Genomic DNA, 23,945 nt, shown 5'->3' on the forward strand with positions numbered 1-23,945 from the left:
ATGTGGCAAATCGCTGCGCCGCCTCGTCACGCATCGTTCACGCGCCAGCGGTCCAGGTTGAAATCGCGATCGATGAGCTTCTCGGCCAGCAGGAAGTTCTTGACTTCGGCAAGCAGCGCCGTCCCCTCGGCCGGATAGGCGGCCTCGGGAAATTGCGAGAGCGGGTGCGAGACCTTGACCACGTCGAGCGGAAAGCCGCTGACCTCGGCATGGAAGGCGTAGTAGGCCTGCGGGTCGCGGTGGATGTCCGCGAGCGCCGAACGCCGCGCGCGTGTCCACGCTGCGGCCAGTCCCGGCCTGGCTTGCAGCACCTTGTCCGAAGCGACGATCACCGAAGTCCCGCGCAGCGACGGGTGCTGATCGGCCTGGTCGATGACCGGATAGCCGCGCGAGGCCAGCAGCGGGCCGACATCGATCTGGGCTGCGAACGCGGCGATGGAGCCGCGGTCGAGTGCGGCCTCGCCATCGCGCGGGAACATGTGAATCACCTTGACCGATTTCTGCAGGCCGTGCGCCTTGAGCAGGCCCAGCACATAGCGGTGCATGTAGGAGCCGCGCGCCACGCCGATCGACTGGCCCTCGAGTTCCTTGACGCTGCGCACGCCGCCGCGCGGGGTCAGCAGCCACACGTTCATGCCGACGGCATCGAAACCGATCAGTCGATTCTCGAGCCCACGCGAGTGCGCGACGATGGCTGGCGTGTCGCCGTAGATGCCCACGTCCAGGACGCCGCCTGCGAAGGCTTCGTTGAGGTCGGGGCCGTTGGGGAAATTGCGCGTGGAGATCTCCTGGATGCCGAGTGACGCGAGCTCGCGCTGCAGCAGGCCCTGCCGCAGGGCCCAGCCGGTGGCGGCAGCCGGCTTCTTGCCGGGGCCGATGTAGCCGAGGCGCAGCACGGCGTCGGTGCCCTGGGCGTTGGTGAAGGCGGGCAGGGCGCTCGCGATGGCAGCGCCGACGGCGCCGCGAAGCACGCGCCGGCGGGAAGCAAGGGCTGAAGTCGAAGGGGTCATCGGATACGAAGGATGGAGAGCAACCGGTGCGTCAGTGCGCGCGCCGCAGCAGTTCAAAGCTGGCATCGGCCGATGCCGTGGACTGACGCCCCCGGCCCCAGCCGATGGCGCGGCGGTAGCTGCCCACCAGCTCTTTCGTGGCGGGCTCGCGTTCATCGGCGCTGGCGCGGCGGTCCGCGATGGGCGCGACATAGAGCGCGTCCTCGGGGCAGTACAGCTCGCACATGAAGCAGGTCTGGCAGTCGTCCTGCCGCGCGATGCGCGGTGGACCGCCGGCGATGGCCTCGAACACATTGGTCGGGCAGGCGTTGACGCAGATGTTGCAGGCGGTGCAGCGTTCGGGGCTGATGAGTTCGATCATGCGGTGGGGGCTTCCGTGAGGGGCTGTGCGCGGACCCAGACCTCGTCGAGCCCGCCGCTGAGGAGTCGGTGTCGCTGCGTCGGATCCAGCGCCTCGTGTTCGCGGCGTCGGTGCATGCCGCGGGTTTCGGTGCGCTGCAGCGCGCTGCGGTACATCCAGCGTGCGGTCGCGAGCATGGCAGCCGCCTCGCGGGCGCGCACGGCTTCGCTGGCGGTGGCCGCTGGTGCGCTGTGGCGAAGCCGACTCCAGAGTGCGTCGAGTCGGCCCAGCGATGCCGCCAGCACGTGGCCTTCGCGGAACCAGTTGCGCTCGTACGGAAAGACCTCGGCCTGGACCGCGCTCACCACCGCCCGGCTGTCGTAGCCCTCGGCGCCACGGGTGGCGAGCGCCACGCCGCCAGCGCGTCGCAGCGTGCGCGGCGCGCGGGTGCGCGCATCCTGGCCGAAGGCCGCCGCGCCGGCGCCGGCCCAGAAGCCGGAGGACAGGGCCCACGCCGCGTTGTGGCTGCCGCCGCCCGTGAAGCCGCCGCAGATCAGCTCGCGCGTCGCGGCGTCGCCCGCGGCATACAGGCCGGCGACCGAAGTGGCGCAACTGGCGTCGATCAGGTTCAGCCCGCCGGTGCCGCGCACCGTGCCCTCAAGGCGCAGGGTGACAGGGAAATGCTGGGTGAAGGGGTCGATGCCCTGGCGATCGAACGAGACGAAGAAGTTGGGCTGTGCCGTGCGCATCCAAGCCCGGATCTGCGGGTCGGCGCGGTCGATGCAGGCATAGACCGGCTGCGTCTGCAGATTCTGGGCGATCACGCTGCGCCCGCGCGAGGAGCCGGCGCCTTCGATCGCCTTGCCATCGCGGTCGTAGAAGGTGGCCCAGTTGTAGAACAGCGACTTGGTGACCGACGAAAAGGCCGGTCCGAGTCCATAGGCGTTGGAGAACTCCATGCCCGACATCGCCGCGCCGACCTCGGCCGCCATCAGCTGGCCGTCGCCGGTCAGCACGTTGCAGCCCAGTGCCTTGCTGAGGAACGCGCAGCCGCCGGTCGCGATGACCACCGCGCCCGCGCGCACCACCCAGGTCTCGCCGGTCTGGCGGTTCACGCCGGTGGCGCCGCCGACCGTGCCTTGCGCATCGACAAGCAACTCGAGCGCGGGGCTGTGGTCGAGGATGCGTGCGCCCGATGCCTTCACCCGCTTGCGCATCAGCCGCATGTACTCCGGGCCTTGCAGCGAGGTGCAGCGCAGCTGTCCTTCGTCGTCGCTCGGAAAGGGATAGCCCCAGTCCTTGAGGCGCTCGACGTTGTCCCAGGTCTGCGCCAGGACGCGGTCCATCCAGGCGTGTTCGGCGAGATGACCGCCCATCGCGAGGCGGCTGGCCTTGGCCTCGGCACGCGCGCTGCCCTCGGGCGAGACGTGCCACAGGCCGGTGCCGGAGGGCGCTGTCGCGCCGGACGTGCCGCAGAAGCCCTTGTCGGCGAGCACCACGCGCGCGCCTTGCGCCGCCGCGCTGATGGCGGCCCAGGTGCCCGCGGGCCCGCCGCCAATGACGAGAACGTCCGCGTCGTGGCGATGACCGCCATCGGCACCTGACAGTGCCTGACCTTCGAAATCTCTTGCGCCCATGTCTGTTCCGCCGTGTGTCCGTGAGGCTGGAACCCTAACCAGCAGGGGGCAGGATGCAAAGAAGGATTCCGTTCAACCATATGCGTTCTGCGGTGCATGGCCTTATGCGTATTCCGATGAAGGTCGCGCCGATTTCTTCGTTGCCCAGGGCAACGGGGCATCGAAGAATCCTGGCTGGTTCCGATTCCACGCATGAACGCCCGCATTCCCATTCCACCTGCTTCTTCCGTCGACGACCTCGCCGGCCTGATCGAGACCTTGCACGCCAGCGCGCCGGAGCGCGACCGAAAGGGCGGACACGCGGCCCAGGAGAAGGCGCTGATCCGGACGCACGGCCTGCTGCTCGACGCCGTGCCGCGCGCTTTCGGTGGCCGTGGCCGCTCTTGGAGCGATGTGTTCGCCACGGTGCGACGCATCGCCGCCGTCGACAGCGCGCTCGCCCACGTGCTGGCCTTCCATCACTTGCAGGTCGCCACGGTGCTCATCTACGGCAGCGAAGAGCAGCAGGCACGCTGGCTCACGGCCACGGTGCGCGAGCAGGGCTGGTGGGGCAATGGCATGAACCCGCTTGATAAACGGCTGCAGGCGCGCGCGGTGGAGGACGGGTTCGTGCTCGACGGCACCAAGAGCTTCTGTTCCGGCACCAGCGGCTCCAGCTACATGACGTTCTCTGCCGAGCAGGCCGGGACGGGCGGCGCGATGCTGCTCGGCATCGTGCCCACGCAGCAGGCCGGCATCGTCGTGCTCGACGATTGGGACCCGATCGGCCAGCGTCAGACCGACAGCAACTCGGTGGCCTTCTCCGACGTCGCGCTGCCGGCGCGGGACGTCATCCGCGCCGCCGATGCGGTGCCCACACCCTTTCACACGCTGCGCACCTGCATCGGCCAGTTGGTGCTGGTCAATCTGTATCTCGGCATCGCCATCGGTGCGCAGCGGGAGGCACGCCACCATGCGCGCACCAGTGCGCGGCCCTGGGTGAGTTCGGGCGTGGCGCATGCGACGGACGACCCTTTCATGCTCAACCGGTTCGGCGAATTGCGGGTGCAGGTCGCGGCATCGAATGCCCTGGCCGATCGCGCTGCGCACGCGCTGGACGCCGCCTTCGCGCAAGGACATTCGCTGAGCGCATTGGAGCGCGCCGAAGTCTCCGTGGCCACGGCGGAAGCGAAGGTGGTGGCCCATCGCGCGGGGCTCTACGCGAGCCAGGAGCTCTTCGAGGTGGTGGGCGCGCGCGGCACCCGATCGGTGCTGGGCTTCGATCGCTTCTGGCGCAACGTGCGCACGCACACGCTCCATGATCCGCTCGACTACAAGCTCAACATGCTGGGGCGCTGGGCGCTCAAGGACGAAGCGCCGCCGCCGTCGCTGTACAACTGAGGGTCTCGGGAGTGCGCCCGAACGGCGTGCGTGCCGCCGTACCATTGCGCGATGCATTCTTCCGCCGCCGTCCGCGGCCATCGAGTCATGCGCACCCCCACGTTTCGCCAAGCGGTTTCACTGGACGACGCACGCTGCTTCGAGATCGAAAGCACGGCGTACGAGGGCGATGAAGCCGCCACGCTGGCCAGGATCTCCAAGCGGATCGCCGAGTACCCGCAAGGCTTCCTGATCATGGAGCTGGACGGACGAGTCATCGGCTTCATCAACAGCGGCTGCGCCGACAGCGTCGTGATGTCGGACGAGTCGTTCAAGGAACTCGTGGGACATGACGCTGCTGCTCCGAACGTCGTGATCATGTCGGTTGTGATCGATTCGGCCTATCAAGGCCGCGGCTACGCGACCACCCTGATGCGGACCTTCGTCGGGCAGATGCGACAAGCGGGCAAGAAGACCATCCACCTCATGTGCAAGCAGCGGCACGTCGATCTGTATGCCCGCCTGGGCTATCGGTACGTGCAGCCTTCCCCCTCGGATCACGGCGGAATGTCGTGGCACGAGATGATCATGGACCTTTGAGCGGGGGCCTTCGCTCGGTCCCGACCCGTGCGCATTTTCGACGTCGCGGCCGAGTTGGCCGTCCTTCGAGGCCCGGACTTAGGCGCAGGCGTCGCAATGGCGCAGCCACGTGTCCCGGCTGAGTCGGTACAGGCACATCCTCTTCAGCGCGCTGCCTTGCGGCAACCCGGGATGGGGGTGATCGAAGTCTTCGTTGGCGTTGGTCATTCCGACGCGTTCCATCACCGCGCGCGAGGGCAGGTTGACGAGCGGCGTGAACGAGACGATTTCTTCAAGGCCCAGGTGCTCGAACCCCACCTGCAGCGCCGCCTTGGCTGCCTCGGTGGCGTAACCCTTGCCCCAGTGCGCCCTGGCAAGGCGATAGCCGAGTTCCACGCAGGGCATGAACGGAAGGGCTCTCTTGGGAATGGACAGGCCGACGAAGCCGATGAAGCGCGCGGTCTCGCGCGTCTCCACGGCCCAATTGCTCCATCCTCGGGCGTCGAATCCGGCCTGCCAACCGTCAAGCTCGCGATCGCTGGCCTCGCGCGGCATCACGCCGGCGAAGAAGCGCATGACCATGGGATCCGCGTTCATCTCGGCGTACGGCTCGCGATCCGCTTCTTTCCACTCACGCAGGTGCAAGCGCTCAGTGATGATCGGGCTCGGCGTCGCCATGGTCGTCAGGTGTGCTGAGAAGGACTGGGTTGGCGACTGTAGCCGGTTGCGGCGCGGGCGAGCGCGGTTGCGTCGGATCAGGAGAAGCGCCGCGATGCGCACCTGTTGCATCGGCTGACAAATCGTCGGTCGGCGTGCCCACCGCGGCGCAATACTCGGGCGCCACATCACAAGAAAGGAAGTGACCGTGACCCTCGAAACAATTTCGGAGAAGGAAGCCCAGGAGATTTCAGTCGATGCCTACATCTACTGTTACCCCCTCGTGACGATGGACCTCACGCGATTGCAATCGACCAACATCGAGCCCGGCAAGCAATTCGGCAAGGGTCCGATGAACATGTTTGTGAACATTCCGGCCTACCCGCCGGCAGACCTCAAAGTGGTGGTGCGGGTCAACTTCGACACGCTCTACTCCATTGCCTGGCTGGACCTCACCGAGGAGCCACAGGTCGTCTCCGCGCCGGACACCGCCGGGCGCTTCTTTCTTCTGCCGATGCTGGACATGTGGTCCGACGTTTTCGCTTCGCCCGGCTGGCGAACGACCGGCACGCAAGCTGGCGATTTTCTGGTCACGCCGCCGGGCTGGACCGGTCGACTGCCGGAGGGCCTAACGCACATCCCGGCGCCGACCTCCTATGTCTGGATCATCGGCCGCACCAGGACCGACGGGCCGGCAGACTATGAAGCGGTCAGGGCCATCCAGGCGGGCTACCTGGTCACGCCGCTATCGAGCCGGGGCAAGCAAGCAGCGCCGACGGCGGTGAAGATCGACCCCGCCGTGGACATGAAGACGCCACCGAAGACGCAGGTCGACACCATGCCGGCCGCCAAGTACTTCGCCTACGCGGGTGAACTGCTCAAGCTGCACCCGCCGCACCTGACCGACCAGCCGATCGTCGCCCGGATGAAGCGGATCGGCCTCGAGCCCGGCAAGACCTTCGACATCGACAAGCTCGATCCGGTGGTGCAGAAAGCACTTGCCGGCGCGTCCGCGCGCGCACAGCAATTGATGGCCTGGAAGGTGGCGACCATCGCCCGGGTCGCCAACGGATGGTCCATGAACACCGACACCATGGGCGTCTACGGGAACTACTACCTGAAGCGCGCCATCGTCGCCCAACTGGGCCTGGGCGCCAATCTGCCCGAGGACGCCATCTATCCGCTCAACCTGGCAGACGATACCGGCAAACCGCTGGTCGGCACCAACAAGTACGCGGTTCACTTCGACAAAGGCGCTACGCCGCCCGTCAACGCCTTCTGGTCCATCACGCTCTACGATGAGGAAGGCTTCCAGGTGGCCAATGCGCTGGATCGCTTCGCGCTCAGCAGTTGGATGCCTTTCAAGCCCAACGCGGATGGGTCGCTCGACCTGTATTTCCAGAACGACAGCCCGGGCAAGGACAAGGAAGCCAACTGGCTCCCCGCGCCGAAAGGATCCTTCAACCTGACCATGCGCCTGTATTCGCCGAAGTCGGATGCCTTGACGGGTAAATGGGATCCGCCGGCAGTCAAGAAGCTGCAGTAGTGCGTCCGCGCCGGCGGACGGATCACTTTCTTGCAAACATCGGTTGCTCGTAGTGACCCACGCGGATGGCGCGGCCCGCGATGCACAGCTCACGGAACTGGTAGAGGAAGGCGGCGGTCGGCGCGGCGATCCAGGTGTCCCCCACGGGCATGCGCAAGACGGGGTGCACGCTGTCCTCGATCGCATCGAGCAGCGGTGCATCCGGTCGCATGAACTCGCTCACGGGGATGCGGTGGATGCTCGCGACCTCGGCGTCGTTGATCACCAGGCTTTGCGCGATCCCCGCCCACATGACGACAGGCGTGATGACAAATCCTGATCGCGTCGTGAAGTCGTCCAGCTTGCCGAGCACTTGTGCCATGCCGAGTTCCAGTCCGACCTCCTCGCGAAGTTCGCGCAACGCAGCCACTTCGGCAGATTCTCCGGGGTCGATCGTCCCTCCGGGAAGTGCCCACTGACCCGCGTGCGCGCGAAGCGTCGCGGACCGGCGGGTCAGGAGGATCGCCGGACTGTCGCTCCAGACCGGTGGACGGTCGATGCCCGGAAGATTGGCGCCCAGCCCCTCTTCGAGAACCACGAGGGCGACTGCAGCGGGCCGCAACGCTTGCGAGTCCATCGCGAGACGCTCCTGGCGTTCGAGGCCCGAGCAGATACGTCGTCTCAGGTTCTCGTCCAATGGCATCTGGTGGCTGGGGTCACGACCCTGAAGTGAATTCGGAACCGCCGCGGTCCGAGACGATGATCTTAGCGGCCGTCCGCTCGCGGCGTTCGCTCACCTCAGCGGAGCACCACAACGCCATCGGCGGCGCGCACGCCCGCGCCTTGGGGCAGCACGAAGACAGGATTGATCTCGGCCTCGACCAGCCGGTCCCCCAGTTGCGCGGCCATGCGCGAGAAGGCGACGATGGCATCGACCAGCGCCTCCACGTCGGCCTTGGGCCGTCCTCGAAAGCCGTCGAGCAGCGGCCAGGTCTTGAGCTCGCGCGCCATGGCCCAGGCCTCGTCCCTGCCGAGGCCGCCTTCTGCCGGCAGCAGGCGCATCGTCGTGTCCTTGAACAGTTCGGCGGTGACGCCACCCATGCCGAGAAGGATGGCCGTACCGAGAGCATCGCGGTGCATGCCGAGGATCAGCTCGGTTCCGCCGCTCACCATCTCCTGCACCAGAAAGCGCCCGGGGCGCACACCGGTATTCCGCTCTACCTCGGTCGTCATCGCGCCGAGCCGAGCCGCGACCTGTTCAGGCGAGACATTCACGGCCACGCCGCCGACGTCGCTCTTGTGCGTGATCTCGCTGGACAGGATCTTCAGGACGACCTGTCCCCCCAGCTCGCGCGCTGCGCGCTCCGCCTGCTCGCCACTCTGGACGACCCACTCGCGTGCACAGGGCACGCCGAACCGCGCGAACAACTGCTTGGCCTGCGCCTCGTCCAGCGAGCCCGTGGGCAAGTCGTGCATCGGCACACGAGCAGCGCTACCGGCTTCCCCTGCCGGCGGTTGCCACTGGCCCGCCTGCAGCATGCCCACGAGCGCCGCCGTGCAACTCTCCGCGGCAACGAACGCGGGCACGCCGCGTTGCGTGAGCAGGGCGGCGGCCTCGGGTGCATGCGGGCTGACATAGGCCAGCACCGGCTTGTCGGACAGCGCCAGGCAGTCCTCGATCGCGCCGGCCATCAGCTCGGGCCTGCCGACGCCCGACGAGCCGACGATGACGGCCAAGGCGTCGTAGCTGGGACTGGCCAGGAGGGCCTGGATCGCACCGCGCAGCAGATCCGGTTGCAGGCCGGCCAGCGTGACGTCGATCGGATTGCGGTCCAGTGCCGCGTGGTCGCCGGTCTGCAGGGCGCGCAGGGCCGCTGCCGTCTGGTCATCCGGCGCGGGGGTCTCGAAGCCGCAAACACCGAGGCTGTCCGACACGAGCGTGCCGGCGCCGCCGGTCGAAGTCAGGATGGCAACCCGTTTGCCGCGCAGCACGCGTCCTGTCGCGAGGGCGGCCGGGACGTCGAGCAGATCGCCGAAGGTCTGTGCCCGGATCACGCCGGTTTGCCGAAACAAGGCGTCGTACATGCGGTCGGCGCCGGCCAGCGCACCCGTGTGCGACACCGCCGCCTTGGCTCCCGCCTCGGAGCGCCCGATCTTGAAGGCGACGATGGGCTTGCCGGCACGCGCGGCTCTGAGCGCGGCAGCGCGGAATTTCTCCGGGTGCCGGATCGCTTCGATGTACAGCGCGATGACTCGCGTTGCCGGATCGTCGACCAGCGCGTCGACGAAATCGGCCAGCTCGAGGTCGACTTCGTTGCTGGTCGACACCAGCTTCGACAGGCCGATGCCACGCGCGGCGGCACGCGACAGGAGCGCTCCGAGGATGCCGCCACTCTGCGACACCACGCCGATGGCACCTGCGTGGAAATGATCCATCTCCAGCGCGCCGCTGGCCGAGAGCACGATGTTGTCGGTCAGATTCACCAGGCCAATGGTGTTGGGGCCCAGGATGCGCATGTTTCCGGCCGCTTCCAGCAATTGCTGCTGGCGCCGGGCGCCTTCCTCGCCGGTTTCGGTGTAGCCGCTCGCCAGCACGATGGCCGCGGAAGCGCCGCGCTCGGCAAGCTCTTGAACGGCGATATGGGCCCGCTCCGCTCCCAGCAGGACGATGCCCACATCGGGGACTTCCGGCAGCGAGGCCACACTGCGGTAGCAGGGCAGCTCGCCGATGCGATCGAGCTTCGGGTTCACGGGGTAGATCGCGCCGGCGAAGCCATGCTTCAGCAGGTACGACACCGGCCGGCCGGCGGTCTTGGCCGGGTCGCCCGAGGCGCCGATCACGGCGACGATTCGGGGCTGGAGCAATCGGGAGAGGGCTTCCATGTCCATCATTCCTTGGTATTGGCGTTGGTCTTGGCCAGGAAGGCCTGGACCGACTCGCGGTGTTCGGAGCTCGTGTAGCAGATGCCCTGCGCCTGACTGCCCTGCGCGAAGACCTGCTGGGCCGGCAGCTCGAAGGTCTGGTTCAGGATCGTCTTGGAGAGCGCAAGCGCTGTCGCGGAGCCCTTGCTCAATTCGCAAGCCCAGGCCTGGGCTTCGGCCACGAGCCGGTCCGCCGTGGTCTTGCGGTCCACGATGCCCAAGGCGAGCGCCTCGTCCGCATCCACCTTGCGCCCGGTGAAGATCAGCTCCTTGGCTTTTGGCAAGCCGACGCGGCGCGGGAGAAAGTACATGCCGCCGCCGTCAGGGATGATGCCGCGGTGGATGTAGGACCAGCTGAAGCTGGCCCACTCGCTGGCGATGATGAAGTCGCATGCGAGGGCGGTGTCCGCGCCAAGGCCGGAGGCGGCGCCGTTCACGGCTGCGATCACCGGCTTGGGCATCGTGTGCAGGAGCGCCTGCGTGTGGTGCACACGTTGCTGCCGGTGCCAGCCATTGAATGCGATCTCGCCCGCCGGCGCGTTCATGCGGCGCTCCATGCCCGCGATGTCGCCGCCGGCGCAGAAGCCTTTGCCGGCACCAGTGAGCACCAGGGCTCGAATGCCCTTGTCGCCGGCAACGCGTTCCAGGGCATGGATGAACTCGGTGCGCAGCGCATCGCTCATCGCGTTGCGCTTCTCGGGGCGGTTGAAGGTGATCGTGGCGATGCCGTGTTCGACCTGCAGTTGGATCAGTGCGTAGTCCATGGGATTCATCCTTCTTCGGTCTCAGTCGACCTTGACGTTGTTTTCCTTGACGATCCGCGACCAGCGGGCGGTCTCGGAGGCGACGAACTCACCGAGTTCGGCCGGGGTGCCGGCACTGACGGTGAGTCCTTCCGGTTCGAGCAACTTGCGAAACTCGGCACTCTCGGACGCCTTCTTCGCCGCTGCGTTCAGCTTGCCGATCACGTCGGCCGGCGTGGCCGCCGGGACGAACAGGCCATACCAGCTCTCCACGGCGTAGCCGGGAACGGTCTCCGCGATGGCAGGCACCTCCTTCAGGGCCGGCGCGCGGCGTGGCGTCGTGACCCCCATGGCGCGCAGCTTGCCGCCGGCGACCTGGGACGAGGCCGCCGCCGCCGTGGCGAACATCATGTCGACCTGGCCGCCGAGCAGATCGGTCAGGGCCGGGCCGGCGCCCTTGTAGGGGATGTGCGTCATCTGCACCTTGGCCAGGTTCGTGAACATCTCACCCGCAAGATGCGCCGAAGTCCCGTTGCCCTGAGAGGCATAGGTGAGCTTGCCCGGGTTGGACCGCGCGGCGGCCACCACGTCGGCCACCGACCTGTAGGGGCTGTCTGCACGCACGACGAGGACGTTCGGGCCACGCGCCAGCAGGACGACCGGTGCGAATGCCTTCTGCGTGTCGTAGGGGAGCTTGGCCATCAGGCTGGGGTTGACCGCATGCGCGAAGGTCGACACCAGCACCGAGTAGCCGTCAGGGGCACTCTTGGCCACGGCATCGCTGCCGATGATGGTGCCTGCACCAGGCTTGTTGTCGATGACGACCGGCTGGCCCAGCGCGTGGGACATGCCCACGCCCAGCGCACGCGCAATGGCATCGGTCCCGCCGCCCGGGGCGAAGGGAACGACCAGTTTCACGGGCTTGTCCGGGAACCCGGCGAAGGCCGCGGAGGCTGCCAGCGCGGTTGCGGCCAGACAGCCAGCCAGGCGCCGCAGAATGGAACGGAAGGTAAGGGTCATGGGTTGTCTCCTGCCACGGGGGCAAAGCTCTCTGCCAGTTGGCGCTTCCGGTCGAAGCCGCCATGAGAGGTAGCTTAGAAAGCCTGGCTCCGTTTGACACCCCTCTTATTCCAAGCAGTGGAATTCACTACACTGGCCTGGTCGTGTCGTGCGGCTTGGATGGGGGCCTTCTGAATCTCATGAATTCGTCAAGACTCGCGCAGTCTCTCGGGGTGGAAAAGCCCGGTGTCTCCCCCGCGAACAGGTCTCTGGAGCGGGGCATCGAGATCTTGCGATCGTTCCGTCCGGGCTCGGAACTGCTGGGCAACGCCGAGATTGCGGAGCGAACAGGCCTTTCCCGTTCGACGGTGAGCCGACTGACGCAGACGCTGGTGGGGTCGGGGTACCTGCAGGTGGAGCCACGCACCAGGGCGTATAGCCTGGCTCCAGCGGTCCTGAGCCTGGCGCACGCCATGCGCTCGGGTTCCACTGCGCTCGCGGTTGCGGCACCGCACATGCGCGACGCTGCCCAGGCGCAGCGGATCAACGTGGGCCTGGCCGCTCCCGATCGGGACGAAATGGTCTACCTGGAATCGATCCGATACAACCGGCGGCCCTCTCTGCGCAGGGTCGTTTCGGGCCAGCGTGTGCCGATGGAGCTGACTTCCCTCGGTCGCGCTTACCTGGCCATCGCGCCGGAAGGCCAGCGCAAGGCCTTGCTCGCGCACTTTCGCCGGACCCGACGTTCGCAATGGGCGGGGCTCGAACCGGCGCTCACGGCCGCGATCCGCGACGTCGAGGAGAAGGGTTTCTGTGCGGCCGCGTGGCAGCCTGAAGTCGTCGCGGTAGCGGCACCACTGCTGTTCAAGGGTTCGCCATACGCCTTGAATGTGAGCCTGTCGACGGCCGAACCATGGGCGGCGGTGGTGCGCGAACTCGCTCCAACGCTGCTCGCCTTGAGAGCGCGCATCCAGCACGGGTTCGATGCGGCGACGGATGCGTGAAGGCTTGGGCGTTTGCCATTCATCCTGCCGGGCGGTCTTGACCCCTCATTCGACCGTTGCGCCCGACCGCTTCACCACGTCGGCCCACTTGACGCGCTCGGACTGGATGTACTTCGTCAGTTCCTGGGGTGTGGATCCGATGGGCCTGACGCCGTCCGTCGCGAAGCGCTCGCGAAGATCCTTCGCTTGAAGCGCGGCCACGGAGCCGTCATGCAGGCGCTTGACGACGTCGGAAGGCGTGGAGCGAGGAGCGAGCAGGGCATACCAGACCCCGGATTCATAGCCTGGGACACCCGCCTCGGAGATCGTCGGAACGTCCTGCAGCGCGGGCGAGCGCTGGCTGGACGACACCGCGAGAACCCGGATCTTGCCCGCCTTGATCTGCTCCTTGCCGGTTCCGTAGCTCACGAACATCGCCTGCACGTTGTCCGCGAGAAGCGCGGTCAGCGCCACGCCGCCGCCCTTGTAGGGGACGTGCATGAGATCGATGCCCGCCATCGACTTGAGCAGTTCCATCGACAGATGCAGGCCGCTGCCGTTGCCTGTCGATGCATAGGACATGGCGCCGGGCTTCGACTTGGCGAGCTGGATGAACTCGGCCAGATTCTTCACCGGCACCGACGCGTTGACCGCGAGGAAGTACGGTGCCGAACCCAGCAGCGTGATCGGCACGAAATCATTGATCGCGTCATAGCGCAGCTTGGGATAGAGGGCCTGGTTGATCGCCAGTTGCGAGGTGAGGGCGAGCACGACCGAATAGCCGTCGGCGGGCGACTGAGCCACGTACTCCATGCCGATGTTGCCGCGGGGTGACCGCGAAGCTCGCCAACCGGGTGCCGTACTTCGTAGGCCTCGCCCGGGGCTCGGTCGTGGCCGCTCGGTCCAAGCAACAAAGCGCAGGTTGCACTCCTTCGCTACGATGGCGGCACTTCGTTCGTCATGCACCCCGCGACCCGAGTGCCCGCCTCCCATTGCCCAATCCCATGACCCCACCCAGGTCGCCACGGCGCCGACGCACAACCAAGTTGCTGCTGTGGGCGATAGGGCTGCTGCTCGCCGCGGCCTCTGGGTTGATGCTCTTCCTGAAGACACTCGACGCAGAGGTCTACAAGCGAGCCCTGGAGCGAAAGCTGTCATCCGTTCTGGATCGGGAGGTGTCGATCGGCAGTCTGACGTTCGACCTTGCCGTGCGACCGACCTTGTCCGTGCGCGCTCTGCGCATCGCCAACCCTGCCTGGGCATCGCGACCGGACTTCGTGACCGCTGCGAGCGGCGAGGCACGCCTCGATCTCATCGCCCTGTGGAATGGACAGGTCGAAATGCGCGCCGTGCAGCTGGAGGGTGTCGACCTGCTGCTCGAGCGCAATGCGGAAGGCCAAGGCAATTGGTCGTTCGGCACGCCCGATCGGGGCACCCAGCGTGCGCCATTGCCTGATTTCGGCACCGTGTCGCTGACCGACGTACACATTGGCTGGCGGGAAGGCGGCGGCTCCGTCGAGCAGGTTCGCATCGACACCGCCGAGGCCACGATCAGCGACGGCGTGCCGTTTCGGGTTCAAGCGCTTGCCGACTATCGAGAATCTCCGATGCATCTCACGGTTGAGGCCAACGCTTCGCTGCAGGCAGCGCTCAATGGCGAGCCCTGGCGTCTGTCCGTCGGCCTGCGACCGAAGGGCGCGTCCCTCACGCTCGATGTGCGGTTGGCATCGATCGCGTCGCTCGAGGGCGCTGAACTCGGAGTTGAGATGACGGGCGAGCATCTCGACGCCTGGTCCGGCGTCCTGGGGCGGACATTGCCGGGATGGGGCCCCTATCGTCTGTCGGGGCAGGCACGCTATGGACGGGGCAGCCTGCAGGTCGAAGACTTGAGTCTGTCACTCGATGGACTGCCGATGCAGCCGTCGCGCCTCGAGATCGGGTCTGGCAAGGCGGTGCTTGGCGCGAGCGTCGACACGCGACTGGCGGTCGAGGGCAAGATCGGTGAAGCGGCGTTCTCGCTCGAGGCGAGCAGCGCGCCATGGCCTGAGCTGCAAAAGGACGATGGCGTTGCGCCTCTGACGCTGCGCGCCGAGCTTGCGGGCTTCACGCTGACCGCCAAGGGGAGCATCACGCCCGCGGCCGAAGCCACCGACTTCGACTTGGCGTTGACCGCCCGTGGCGACGCGCTGGCGCCGCTGCGCGAGCTTGCGGGCTTGCGCCGAAGCCAACCCTTGCCGGTGGATCTTGCGGCTCAGGTGACGCATTCCAGAGAAGGCTATTCGGCCAGGAACATCCGTGGCCTGGTACTCGCCTCGTCCGTGTCAGGAGATCTCAAGTACGCAACTGCGCCGCGTGCACTGCTCAGCGGCGCGCTGAACCTCGGCCGGTTGGACTTGAATCAGCCCGATGTCGAAGCGCTCGAACAGGCCGCGCCTGAGTCACGACCCCGGGACGTCTCCGGTGCGGGCGCGCCGGCGTGGCTCCAGCGCATCGAGGCGGATCTGTCCCTGCGGATTGCAGCCCTCACCGGCCTGCCGGTCCCGGCCAGGAATCTGACCGGCCGGGTGCACTGGCGCGGCGACGTGGTCGGGCTCCAAGGGCTTTCCGCCACACTGGCCGGCACGGTCGTCACGGGAGACGGCACGATTCGCTGGAGCGATGGACGGCCGCAGATCGATGGCAATGCGAGCATCGCGGTGCTCGATTTCGCCAAGCTCGGCGGTAGCGTGGCCAAACAAGGACCGCGCAGCGCATTCGACGATCCACTGCCGCTGGCGCCGCTGCGTGCGTTCGATGCCAGGCTGCGGTTCGACGTTGCCCGCATTGCGAGCGCACCGGTGCCGATCGGCAAGCTTGCTGCGCTCGCGCAACTGCGGGGCGGCAAGCTCGCCGTCGACCTGACATCTGCCACGGTCGCCAACGCTCCGGTACAGGGCCATGTCACGCTGGATGCGAGCGGGCGGGCATGGCGCGTCGACGCCAACGCGAGGGCCGACCGCATCGACGTGGCGGCGCTGCTGCGCTCGCCGAACCGGCCGGGCACGATGAGCGGCGTGATTCAGGGATTGCAAGTCCTGCTTGGCTCGCAGGGCAAGAGCGTGCGCGATCTCATGAAGCAGGCGAAGCTTTCCGTTCGCAGCGCTCCGTTCGCACTTGCGGTGGGTCGCGACCGTTCACCGGTCCGAGTGGAGCAGGCGAACATTGAGGTTGAACCGGGCGGCCCCGTGCGCGCGAGCGTGGTTGGCCATGCCCTCGGCGCGCCGATGGATCTGACGGTGGTCGCCGGGCCCCTGGCCGAACTGCTGAATCCCGAGACCGCGTGGCCGAAGATAGAAGCGAATCTGCGCACGGCACTGGATGGAGAAACACTCCAGGTCTTGGCGACCAGCGGGCCGCTGCAGCGGGTGGTCGGCCTGCGTGACGTGCCGCTGGCGTTGCAGGCAACGCTGCCTGGCGCGCGCGCCACCCTGACGGGCAACGTGAGCAACCTCGCGGCGCCCACGGGCGCGCGGCTCGCCGCCCGGATCGAGATCGACAGCCTGGCGCAGACGGCGAAAATGTTCACCGCTTCGCGCCTGCCTGCCCTTCCGTTCAGCGCCGCGGGACAGGTCACGCTGGGAGACGGGGAGGTGGCCGTCGACGATCTCAGCGCACAGGCCGGCAAGTCGGATGCGGCCGGGCGGCTGCGAATTCGGTGGCGTGACCGGCCGAATCTGTCGGCGGATCTCACCTCCAAACTGATCGATACCACACAGTGGGCGGAACCCACGGCCAATGAGACACCGGTGCTGGATCGGCCCATCCGCATGCCGTCCCTGCTCTCACGCGACGCGCAGCTGCGGCTGCGAGCAGAGCGCTTCCTTTTGCATCGATACGACCTGGCGAAGCTTCAACTCGATGGCACGCTCGCGAACGGACTGATCGAGGTTTCGACCACAGCGGCCGAAGGCGAGTTGCGCGGGGACCTGCGCCTCGATCTGCGCCAGGAAGTGCCTGGTGTGGCGTTGCGTCTGTCGCTCAAGGAAGTCGATGCAGAGGCGCTGTATACGGCACGAGCGGCGCGGTCGAGCGGGGCCGCCACGCCGTTGCTGTCGATGAGCGGGCAGTTCGCTGGCGCCGGCACCACGCCGCGCAACATGCTCGGGGCCGGGCGCGGTGAGTTCCTGCTCACGGCCGGCGCGGGCACATTGCCCATCAATTCGGGTTACGGCTTCGAGCGGATTGCCGGCAATCTCCTGCTGGCGCTGGTGCCCGGCCGCAGGGCGGTGGACAACACCCAACTCGAATGTGCGGCTGCGCGCTTCACCATCGCCGACGGCGTGGCCACCTCGAGCGACGGCATCGCGCTGCGCCTGACGCATCTGGATATCCTGGGCGGTGGCGCGGTGAACCTGAGAACGGGTGAGATCCTGTTCGGGTACCGGGCGGTGCGACGCGAGCTCTTCCGCTTCAGCTTGCTGGGCCTGACGAGTGGCGTCGCGAAAGTCACCGGAACGGTCAGCGACCCGACTTTCGAACTGGACCCCAGCGGCATGTTGCTCGTGGGGACCGCGGCCTGGGCCACCGCCGGGGCGTCGCTGCTGGCGGGCGACTTGTGGCGCAAGCTCGAGTCGACGGCCAACCCCTGCGCCCGCATCGCTGCTGGCGCCCAACTTTCAAGCGACCCACTCGACGTGCTGATGCGATCCTCGCGATCGGTCAACTTGCCTTTCCCCTTGTCGGTCAGGCCGTGATCGGCGCGCCTGATGCGCAGGCCGACGCGGTCATCCTCGTCAGTGGGCAACGTACGCCCCGCCGTTCCAACTGAACGGCGTGTCATTCGGGTGTTTGTTTCAACGACATGAACGCCGAGGTGCGAAAACGCACATTCAGCAGGCTCCTTGTGGGCGCAAACTTCATCCCACACCAACCCGTCACAGATGCTGAAAGGAAATCGACAATGAACACCGCTTCCAAGCTCCTCTCCGGTTTTGCGCTCGCGATCCTCGCCGCCGCCGGCGTCCAAGCAGAAACCTATGACGGCGTCACCAAGGTCACATCGACCCAGAGCCGTGCCGCAGTTCGCGCTGAAGGCGTCGTGGCCGCACACAGCGGCGACCCGTTCAGCGATGCGGCCGGGCAAGGCGTCGTGAAGATGGCCAGTTCGATTGACCGCGCTTCGGTTCGCTCGCAAGGCTTCGCCGCCGCTCACAGCGCGAACCCGTACGCGGAAGGCTACGGCCAGGGGGTGGCGCGCGTTGAATCAAGCGTCGATCGAGCCAGCGTGCGCCTCCAGGCCCGCGCCGCCGCGCGCGGCGATCGTCTGCCGATCTGAAGCGCGGTGCTTTAGAGAAAGCCGGGCTAGCCCTGGGCTAGCCCGGCCCATCAGAAGCGCTCGATCGTTAGACTGTCGAAAAATACGTGGTCCTGATGCCATCGCGCGCCAAGGCGAAAGTTCAGCAGGAATAGACCGTCTAGGCCATGGCTTGGAAGAAGGCCAGCTTCGGGGCGCGCGGCAGTGCCTTCAGTTGGAGTTCGGCCCGCAGAGCGCGATCCCCGTGTAGTACACGCCACCCTCGCATTCCAGGAGATCGAGCCCGTAGGGCGTGGACGAGTCAGGTTGGGAGCGAGGCGCGCGTTGATTGTGCCGCGTCAATTTGCGGACGGCGCAAGGCAAGCGAATCTCGGCACGCAGGGATAGCGAAGCCTTCGGGCCACGGCGGCCAAGCCCGCACCACTGCCGGCGACCGCGAAGCCGCTGCTGCTTCCCGACTGGGCGTGCACCTCCAGACGATCGCCCGGATTGAATCCGGCGAACCCGGCGTCGCAACCGGGCATGCTGGCGCTCTGCGCTCGCTCAATAGGGGGATGACGTCAACGCGCCGGAGATTGCGTCGACGAAGTAGCTTGGCAAGCCCGTCCAGTCGGACAGGTTGAAGATCGTCTCGGAGTCCGCGAGCTTCTTGATCTCGATGTTGGTCAGGGTCAACGGCGCTCCGGACGCGCAAACAGTGGGTGAAATCAGCGGGCGCACGAAATACACCGCGCTCTCCGTCATCGTGGACGGGTTCGTCACTCGCCTCGCAGTGAAGCCGTGCGGCCCCTTGTTGCCCTGGACCAGCAAGGCAGTCTCGACATCCACGCCGATGCCGCGGGCGGCCGTGGAGCTGGTGCCCGAAGCGAGAATGCCGCCCGGGCAGCCAGTGTTCGAGTTGACGGCCACGAGGCGTGCCACGAAGGTGATCAAGCGCCCCATTCGATCACGGCTGTCAAGGTGAGCATCGAGGATCGTCGAGGCCAGGGCCGGCGGCGCAAGAAACCCACCCGTCGGACTCAGCGGACTCGGGTCCAGCGTCATGTATTTGTTGAACGGGTCAGCCAATGCCTGCGTGGTGGTGACGCTTCCTCGAAGAGCGGCAAAATCGACCTGGCCCAACACGGCCAATCCGGCACTTGTGCCACCGACCGGCACATTGGCCGCCATCAAGCCCTGAAGGGTTTGATCCAGCTTCGTGCCTTTCCAGAAATTGATGTAGTCGCTCTGATCACCGCCCGCAATGAACACCGCATTCGCCTTGCTCACGACCGAATTCACGAAAGCATCATTGGCTGCCGCGACACTGGGTATGACGAGCGTTTCGACCGAACTCAGACCGAGCGATGCGCCGCCGACCCACTGTTCCGCGACGCTTGTCGAGGTCGTCAGCGCTGCATCGCTGTAGTAGATGTAAGGATCGTAGGCCTCCGTGCCTGTCGCCCGGAGCACCACGAAACGGCCCCCCGTTCCGGGCTTGATGCCTGCTCTCGCGATCATCCAGCGGAACGCCTCGTCGACGTCCGGGCCACCGCCCATCAAGACCAAGGAGGACGTCGACGATGGTTTCAACGCCGCGACCTGCGCGTCGGCGTCCCCCGTGACGAAATAGCTGTAGGGCTTGCCTGCACTGGCGGTGCCCAGGAGCACCCCTAGCACCGCCCCGACTCCCCAGCGTGCAAGCCCTTGCCGCGAGATCCAAGTCGTCATCAGACGCGGGCGAAGAAGGGAACTGAATGTCATCATCACCGGCCCCCTGAAGCGACACTGAACAAGTGGGGCATTCTGCGTGAAATTCGCCCCAGCCGATACGGGGCGACGCCGAGAGATCAAGCAGGAGCGGGCGTGGATCGTGTACGACGGATCGCAAAGCGCGAGATCGACGCAGGCGAAATCGAAGGCATCTGCCAGACCCGGTCCCGCTGCTGAGGCGACTTCAGACTCGCCTGCTTTCGCCCGCATCGCCAAGCGTTACCGCGCAGACATCCTCTTCGTCCATGCTGTGGCCGTCAACCATCAATCGTTCGATCGCAGATCGTTCGAGCGCAGCCTCCACCGCAGCTTTTGCGAGCAGGAGGACACGATCATGTGACACTCGCATGCCAGCGGACAGTTGATTGACTTTGTCAGAGTAGCCAATCAGTCGAGCGGCTGTTTCGGGGCGCCCTTCGCGTGCCGCGAACAATGCAAACACGTCTGCGAACACGCTCAAGTAGTCCCATTCTCGGCTGCGAGACGCCTCGAAGAACTCGACCAAGGCAAGCCGAGCCTCCGCGACTCTCCCCTGCAAAAGCAAGCCGGCGGCGAGGCCGCCCGTCATCGAAATGATGAATGGACCCGGACTCAAACGGTTGCCGGCAAGCGCTTCGCGGGCGAACCTGACCGCCTCTTCGGCATCACCCAGCGCGAGCGTCGTGTCGGTCAGGAACATCATGCACACGGCGACCCACCGCTTGAGTCCACGCGCGGTTGCACAGGAGAGTGCGGTCTCGATCAACGAACGCGACTCCAGGTGGCGGCCCTCCCGTCCGAAGAGAGACAACTGCGCAAACATGCGCACTTGGAGCTGGTTGAAAGGCCAATCCGAATGCTCCAGGCGCTCCATTTCAACCAGCATCGCCCGAGACTCGTCGACGGGAGCGCCTGCACTCATCACGGCGTAGCCGAGCGCTGTGTAGAGACCGCTTTCATCGCCGGCTTTCCGATGGAGTCCTGTCGCCTTGACAGCGAAGTCATACACCAACGGAGATCTGTAGTTGAACACGAACAGACATCGCCGCTGCCAGTAGCGCGCCGCAGTGGCGGGCGGGATCGCAGACGTGACCGAGGGTTCGAACATGGCAAATCGCCGACGTGCCTCGTAACGCAGCGACAGGTGCAGGAACAGCTCGCTGGAAGCGCCGATCAGCGCCACCCCCAGGGGCGGATCGTTCTCGGCACACCAGTCCAGCGTCAGGCGCAGGTTGTCAAGCTCGGGCTTGAACTGTGCGAGGCGATACCTGCTGCTCCCCCAGGGGCCTTCGTACGACTGTTCGAACAGAAGGAGCAAGGCTCTGGCCTGCCGTTCGTGGGTCAGGTTCCGCTCGCGCGCCTCGTCCAGCTTGAGTAGCGCATATTCCCTCGCGCTTTCCAGAAGACGGTAGCGCGGAGCGTCTTGTCCGTCCGTCATGACGAATGATCGATCCGTCAACTCCTGCAGCACGTCGAGGACAGCCCACTCATCGTGTGGGTCATCGCCTGCAACCGCGACCGCGAGGTCGATCGAGAAGCCGCCCGAGAAGACACCCAGCCTGCGGAACACCGCCTGCTCCTGCGCTGAGAGCAGGCCGTGGCTCCATTCCATCGCGGAAAGCAGCGTTTGCTGGCGCACGGGCGCGGTGCGAGGTCCGCCTCCCAGAACCTTGAATCGTTCCGCCAGCCGCGCATGAAGGCCGGGCAGGCCCAGGAGTGGCAGCCTTGCCGCAGCGAGCTTGATGGCGAGTGCGTTGCCCTCCAGCCGGCAGCAAAGCGCGATGACCGAGCCCACGTTGGAATCGTTCAGGGAGAAGGAACGATCCGCGGCTTTCGCCTGATCCACGAACAACGCGACCGCGCCGTAGCCAAGCGCCATGTCGGCACTGATCTCGGTTACAGGCACCGCCAGGGCGCCCAGACGAAAGAGTCGTTCTCCTTCAACCTTGAGCGCAGCCTGGCTCGTGACCAGCATGCGCACGTCATCGCAGCCCGTCAGGATGGCTTGCGCCATGCGCGCCACTTGCTCCGCGACATGCTCTGCGTTGTCGAGGATGAGCAGCAGGCGAAGCGGCCTCAGGGCGGTCACGAATGACGCCAGTGGATTGCCCGTCCCGCCCAATGACATGTGCAGTGCCTGGGCGACTGTGCTGCAGATGAGCCGGGGATCGGAAACGGCCGCGAGATCGACCCAGACGACGCGGCCGTGTTGCCGGCCCTTTCGGCCATGCGCGAGCGACAGCGCGAAGGCCGTCTTGCCGATCCCGCCCGCGCCAGTCACCGTGATCAGGCGGTGTTGCGACATCAGCGACTCCAACGCCGCAACATCTTCCCCACGGCCCAGGAAGCTGGGTGGTGGGGCCGGCAGTGCCACAGGGTCGGAATGCCGCGACGGAGTGGGCGCGGTGGCTTTGACCAGGATGTAGCCGCGACGCGGAATCGTCTTGATCACGCTCCGGCCGGCTTCGGCGAAGGCATGACGCACGTCGACGATGGCCTGGATCACCGAATCGTCCGTGACGACGGCACCGGGCCACACCGCGCCGAGCAATTCCTCCTTGGTGACCAGACGACCCGCGTTCAGCGCCAGGTAGCGAAGAACCCGAAAGGCCTGCGGCCGCAACTCGACCGCCACGCCCCCACAGTCAATAAGCGCCTCGCGGCCAAAGTCGATCACGAAACCGCCGACCTCGAGCCTGGGTGGCGTCACAAGCGGCATTTCGTTGGACCGGTCCATGCGCCTCCCTTCGGCGCGCCCCCCGGCGGCGGCCGTCCCACAGTCCTCCAACTGGCGACATTCGTTTGTTTTCGTGAATTCTCGGCGCTCGGTCGTTACTTCGGAACCAAGTTCGAGGACAGTTTCAATTGCGTATCGATTGATGCAAATCAGGGGGCCGCTCGATCAACGGAGGACGTATGAACTCTGTTATGGAAGCACCGAGCCTGCGACGCCTGGCGTGGTCGCTGCTCATGGCCTTGTCGATGGCATCCTGCGGCGGCGGCGGGTCATCCGACGGCATGTCGACAGGGTTCGCATCGGAAGCGCAGACGCAGGCGCAAGCGGCAGCCGCAGCACCCGCCATCAGTGCGGAGGCCAAGGACGCCGCCGCCAAAGTGGCAGCCGGGGGCGGCGAGCCAGCAAAGGCGGTCGCCGCCGCGCTCGCTTCCTTTCAGGCATTCAGGGCGGACCGCATTCAGCAGGTCATCGTTTTCGGAGACAGCCTGAGCGATGTCGGCACCTACAAGGTCGGCTCCATTGCGCAAGCCGGTGGCGGCAAGTTCACGACCAACCCAGGCCCCATCTGGCCCGAGACTGTCGGCGTGCTGCTCGGTACTTCGGTCAGGCCGTTTCGCCAGGGCTTCGGCGGACAGTCGCAAATCTCCATACCTCTCGGGACCGGCTTCGCGATGGGGGGAGCTCGTGTATCGCAGCAACCAGGCATCGGTTGCAATCCGGATCCGGTCGGTGCGTGCAGGGCCGCGCTGACTTTTCCCGTGGCGCAGCAGATCGGCGACTATCTCGACACCCATGGCCAGCGCTTCGACCGCACCCAGATGGTGTTCGTCTTCGCAGGTTCGAACGATCTGTTTTTCCAGCTCGACAGGTACGCCCACGGACTGCAGACGGCCGCAGAGACCCAGGCTGCCGTCGTCCAGGCGGCGGTCGATCTCGTCGGACAATTGCGCCGCATCGTCGATCACGGTGCGACCCGCGTCGCGGTCCTCACGGTGCCGGATCTCGCGGACACGATCGCAGGCCGCAAGCTCCCTCTAGCGATTGCTGCGAACCTGTCGGCGTGGGTCACGGACTTCAACCTCACGCTGACCGCCGGCATCGGCGGAGGCGTCAAGCTGATCGACACCTACGCTGAGTTCAAGCAGGTGGTCGCGGACCCGCGCAGGTTCGGCGTCTCCACCTTGAGCGTCCCGGCGTGCGACCTTGAGGCCATTGCCGAGGGCTCGGGACAGCCGCTGGAAGATGCGTCGAGCCTGTTCTGCTCGCCCTTGACGCTGGTGGAGCTGAATGCCCCGTTCCAGTATTTCTATGCCGACACCGAACATCCGACCACGCTCGGGCATCTGATCATCGCGCGCTTCGTGCTGACCGAGATGTATCGACAGGGACTGATCTGACCCCCCGGGCATCCGCGGCCCGCCCTGTGAGGA

19 protein-coding genes and 1 pseudogene are annotated in these 23,945 nt (G+C 66.4%); 8 read left to right on the plus strand and 12 right to left on the minus strand.

From position 1 onward, the window contains the following. Positions 1-26: 26 nt before the first annotated feature. The 3 genes from QTI04_RS01640 to QTI04_RS01650 are packed head-to-tail and all read right to left on the minus strand — an operon-like array spanning position 27 to position 2,987. Positions 27-1,010, minus strand: coding sequence for an ABC transporter substrate-binding protein (locus QTI04_RS01640; protein WP_286613925.1), 984 nt, complete (start codon positions 1,008-1,010; stop codon positions 27-29). A 31-nt stretch (positions 1,011-1,041) separates the two neighbouring features. Then, positions 1,042-1,371 (minus strand): ferredoxin family protein, encoded by a 330-nt coding sequence (locus QTI04_RS01645; RefSeq protein ID WP_286613926.1) that lies wholly within the window; start codon positions 1,369-1,371, stop codon positions 1,042-1,044. Then, entirely contained in the window at positions 1,368-2,987 is a 1,620-nt protein-coding gene (locus QTI04_RS01650) for an FAD-binding protein (RefSeq protein ID WP_286613927.1), read from the minus strand. Before QTI04_RS01650 ends, QTI04_RS01645 begins: the two co-directional genes overlap by 4 nt. A 192-nt stretch (positions 2,988-3,179) precedes the next feature. Here QTI04_RS01650 and QTI04_RS01655 point away from each other — a divergent pair, with 192 nt between their 5' ends. Together QTI04_RS01655 and QTI04_RS01660 are read left to right on the plus strand one after the other, a co-directional pair. Continuing rightward, a complete protein-coding gene (locus QTI04_RS01655; RefSeq protein ID WP_286613928.1) occupies positions 3,180-4,367 on the plus strand; it encodes an acyl-CoA dehydrogenase family protein in 1,188 nt (395 codons plus the stop codon). An 87-nt stretch (positions 4,368-4,454) separates the two neighbouring features. Next, positions 4,455-4,946 carry a GNAT family N-acetyltransferase gene (locus QTI04_RS01660; protein ID WP_286613929.1) on the plus strand — a complete coding sequence of 164 codons (492 nt, stop codon included), beginning with the start codon at positions 4,455-4,457 and terminating at the stop codon, positions 4,944-4,946. 78 nt (positions 4,947-5,024) lie between these two features. Here the strand turns inward: QTI04_RS01660 and QTI04_RS01665 are convergent, their stop codons facing one another. Next, the gene (locus tag QTI04_RS01665) at positions 5,025-5,705 is read right to left on the minus strand and encodes a GNAT family N-acetyltransferase (RefSeq protein WP_336621864.1); all 681 of its coding nucleotides are present in this window, start codon (positions 5,703-5,705) and stop codon (positions 5,025-5,027) included. Between the two features lie 85 nt (positions 5,706-5,790). On the opposite strand from QTI04_RS01665, the gene QTI04_RS01670 reads away from it, so the two are divergent. Then, positions 5,791-7,128 (plus strand): DUF1254 domain-containing protein, encoded by a 1,338-nt coding sequence (locus QTI04_RS01670; RefSeq protein WP_286613930.1) that lies wholly within the window; start codon positions 5,791-5,793, stop codon positions 7,126-7,128. A gap of 22 nt (positions 7,129-7,150) precedes the next feature. On the opposite strand, the gene QTI04_RS01675 is transcribed toward QTI04_RS01670, so the two are convergent. The 4 genes from QTI04_RS01675 to QTI04_RS01690 all read right to left on the minus strand — a co-directional run bounded on the left by QTI04_RS01675 (position 7,151) and on the right by QTI04_RS01690 (position 11,792). Next, positions 7,151-7,744: a CoA pyrophosphatase gene (locus QTI04_RS01675; protein ID WP_286613931.1), complete on the minus strand. Its 594-nt coding sequence runs from the start codon at positions 7,742-7,744 to the stop codon at positions 7,151-7,153. Positions 7,745-7,905: 161 nt separating this feature from the next. Beyond that, positions 7,906-9,990 carry an acetate--CoA ligase family protein gene (locus tag QTI04_RS01680; RefSeq protein WP_286613932.1) on the minus strand — a complete coding sequence of 695 codons (2,085 nt, stop codon included), beginning with the start codon at positions 9,988-9,990 and terminating at the stop codon, positions 7,906-7,908. A 5-nt stretch (positions 9,991-9,995) separates the two neighbouring features. Then, entirely contained in the window at positions 9,996-10,793 is a 798-nt protein-coding gene (locus QTI04_RS01685; RefSeq protein ID WP_286613933.1) for an enoyl-CoA hydratase/isomerase family protein, read from the minus strand. Between the two features lie 21 nt (positions 10,794-10,814). Next, entirely contained in the window at positions 10,815-11,792 is a 978-nt protein-coding gene (locus tag QTI04_RS01690; RefSeq protein ID WP_286613934.1) for a tripartite tricarboxylate transporter substrate binding protein, read from the minus strand. A 179-nt stretch (positions 11,793-11,971) separates the two neighbouring features. Here QTI04_RS01690 and QTI04_RS01695 point away from each other — a divergent pair, with 179 nt between their 5' ends. Continuing rightward, positions 11,972-12,775, plus strand: coding sequence for an IclR family transcriptional regulator (locus QTI04_RS01695; RefSeq protein WP_286613935.1), 804 nt, complete (start codon positions 11,972-11,974; stop codon positions 12,773-12,775). A 45-nt stretch (positions 12,776-12,820) separates the two neighbouring features. Here the strand turns inward: QTI04_RS01695 and QTI04_RS01700 are convergent, their stop codons facing one another. After that, positions 12,821-13,747, minus strand: a complete 927-nt coding sequence (locus tag QTI04_RS01700) for a tripartite tricarboxylate transporter substrate-binding protein (protein ID WP_336621865.1) — start codon at positions 13,745-13,747, stop codon at positions 12,821-12,823. Between the two features lie 11 nt (positions 13,748-13,758). Here QTI04_RS01700 and QTI04_RS01705 point away from each other — a divergent pair, with 11 nt between their 5' ends. Both QTI04_RS01705 and QTI04_RS01710 read left to right on the plus strand, forming a co-directional pair. Further along, positions 13,759-17,487, plus strand: a complete 3,729-nt coding sequence (locus QTI04_RS01705) for an AsmA family protein (RefSeq protein ID WP_286613937.1) — start codon at positions 13,759-13,761, stop codon at positions 17,485-17,487. A gap of 206 nt (positions 17,488-17,693) precedes the next feature. Then, positions 17,694-18,068, plus strand: a complete 375-nt coding sequence (locus QTI04_RS01710) for a helicase SNF2 (RefSeq protein ID WP_286613938.1) — start codon at positions 17,694-17,696, stop codon at positions 18,066-18,068. Between the two features lie 522 nt (positions 18,069-18,590). Here the strand turns inward: QTI04_RS01710 and QTI04_RS01715 are convergent. The 3 genes and pseudogenes from QTI04_RS01715 to QTI04_RS34250 form a co-directional block, all read right to left on the minus strand. After that, positions 18,591-20,009 (minus strand): cyanophycinase, encoded by a 1,419-nt coding sequence (locus QTI04_RS01715; RefSeq protein ID WP_286613939.1) that lies wholly within the window; start codon positions 20,007-20,009, stop codon positions 18,591-18,593. After that, positions 19,984-21,792, minus strand: a complete 1,809-nt coding sequence (locus QTI04_RS01720) for a hypothetical protein (RefSeq protein WP_286613940.1) — start codon at positions 21,790-21,792, stop codon at positions 19,984-19,986. Before QTI04_RS01720 ends, QTI04_RS01715 begins: the two co-directional genes overlap by 26 nt. Positions 21,793-21,798: 6 nt before the next feature. Further along, positions 21,799-22,368: pseudogene (locus tag QTI04_RS34250) on the minus strand (AAA family ATPase); the annotation flags it as partial. Here QTI04_RS34250 and QTI04_RS01725 point away from each other — a divergent pair. Both QTI04_RS01725 and QTI04_RS01730 read left to right on the plus strand, forming a co-directional pair. Beyond that, positions 22,255-22,698, plus strand: coding sequence for a hypothetical protein (locus tag QTI04_RS01725; RefSeq protein WP_286613941.1), 444 nt, complete (start codon positions 22,255-22,257; stop codon positions 22,696-22,698). The pseudogene QTI04_RS34250 and the gene QTI04_RS01725 sit on opposite strands and share 114 nt — an antisense overlap. Continuing rightward, complete coding sequence (locus tag QTI04_RS01730; RefSeq protein ID WP_286613942.1) at positions 22,695-23,912, plus strand: SGNH/GDSL hydrolase family protein; 1,218 nt, start codon at positions 22,695-22,697, stop codon at positions 23,910-23,912. Before QTI04_RS01725 ends, QTI04_RS01730 begins: the two co-directional genes overlap by 4 nt. Positions 23,913-23,945: the final 33 nt, after the last annotated feature.

Origin of the sequence: Variovorax sp. J22R115, from assembly GCF_030317005.1 — a bacterium.
In the GTDB taxonomy this organism is placed as follows: domain Bacteria; phylum Pseudomonadota; class Gammaproteobacteria; order Burkholderiales; family Burkholderiaceae_C; genus Variovorax.